The following is a 1,583-nucleotide window of genomic DNA, read 5'->3' on the forward strand; positions in this document are numbered from 1 at the left end:
GTCCTGGAAGCTGCGCGGGTAGACCTCGTAGACGACGGCATGGCGCCACCAATCGATGTTCTGGTTCATGGTGTTGTTCATCCCTTGACGGCGCCGGCGGTGAGACCGGACACGATGTAGCGCTGGAAGGCCAGCACCCCTGCGATCAGCGGCAGCGTGACGATGACCGACGCCGCCATCAGGTTGCCCCACGGCAGCTCGTAGCTGCTCGCGCCCGAGATCAGCGCGATCGCCACCGGCACCGTGCGCTCGGTCGCCGACAGCGTGAAGCTCAGCGCGAACAGGAACTCGTTCCACGCGCCGATGAAGGCCAGCAGCCCGGTCGCCACCAGCGCCGGCCACAGCATCGGCAGGAAGATGCGGAAGATCATCGTGAACACGCCGGCACCGTCCATCAGCGCGGCCTCTTCCACTTCCTTCGGCAGGTCGCGCATGAAGGTGGTCAGCACCCACACGGTGAAGGGCAGCGTGAACAGCAGGTCCGACAGCATCAGCGCCGCCAGGCTGTCGTACAGGCCGAGCGCGCTGACCAGCTCGAACAGCCCCGCCAGCACCGCGACATGCGGAAACATCGAGACGCCGAGGATGGTCAGCAGCAGCGCCTGCCGGCCGCGAAAGCGCACCCGCCCGAGCGCCCAGGCCGACAGCAGCGCGAGCACCAGCGACAGCGCGACGACGACGCCGGCCACCAGCGTCGAGTTCAGCAGGTTGGTGCCGAACGGCTGGTCGCGGAACAGCGCCACGTAGTTGCCGATCACGGCGCGGCTCGGCCAGAACTGCGCGCTGAACAGGTCGCTGCCTTGCTTGAACGAGGTGGCGATCGCGTACGCGAACGGGAACAGCGAGACGAAGATCACCCCCAGCGAGGCGCCGCGGCGCAGCGCGGTGGCGAGGGGCGGTTGCCGCGAGCGCATCAGTCGAGTTCCCGCATGCGAGAGCGAGTCGCCAGCAGCCACGCGATCGTGATGACCGCGATGGTCGCGAACAGCAGCGTGGCCGCTGCCGAGCCCGGGCCGATCTTCTGGAAATCGATCAACTGCTCGCGCACGTAGACCGACATGCTGCGCGTCGCGCGGCTGTTGGAGGTCATCACGTAGATCACGTCGAACACGCGCAGCGCATCGAGCCCGCGGAATACCGTCGCCACCAGCATCGCCGGCAGGATCAGCGGCAGCGTGATGTGCGTGAAGATCGTCCATGGCGATGCGCCGTCGATCTGCGCCGCCTCGTGGCAGTCGCGCGGCACCATCTGCAGCGCGGCCAGCGTCAGCAGCGCCATGAAGGGGGTGGTCTTCCAGACGTCGACCATCACGATCGTGATGAACGAAAGTGACGGGTCGGCCGTCCACGCGAGCGGCTCGTCGATCAGCCGCGCGGCCACCAGCGCGGTATTGATGACGCCGAACTGGTCGTGCAGCATCCAGGTCCACATCTTGGCCGACACCACGGTCGGGATCGCCCACGGCACCAGCACCGCGGCGCGCAGCAGCGTGCGCAGCCGCGACGGGTGGTTCAGCAGCAGCGCGATGCCCAGGCCCAGCAGGGTCTCGAGCAGCACCGAGCTCACGGTGAACAGCAGCGTG

2 protein-coding genes are annotated in these 1,583 nt (G+C 67.7%); both read right to left on the reverse strand.

The features are described from left to right. Positions 1–77 precede the first annotated feature (77 nt). On the reverse strand, positions 78–914 hold the full coding sequence (locus AC1D15_RS31355) for a carbohydrate ABC transporter permease (protein WP_477829111.1): 837 nt from the start codon (positions 912–914) through the stop codon (positions 78–80). Continuing rightward, positions 914–1,583: carbohydrate ABC transporter permease (locus AC1D15_RS31360; RefSeq protein WP_477829112.1), on the reverse strand; the 670-nt coding region annotated here is incomplete at its 5' end. The genes AC1D15_RS31355 and AC1D15_RS31360, both read right to left, overlap by 1 nt.

It is taken from the genome of Rhizobacter sp. P2_H2 (assembly GCF_056403375.1).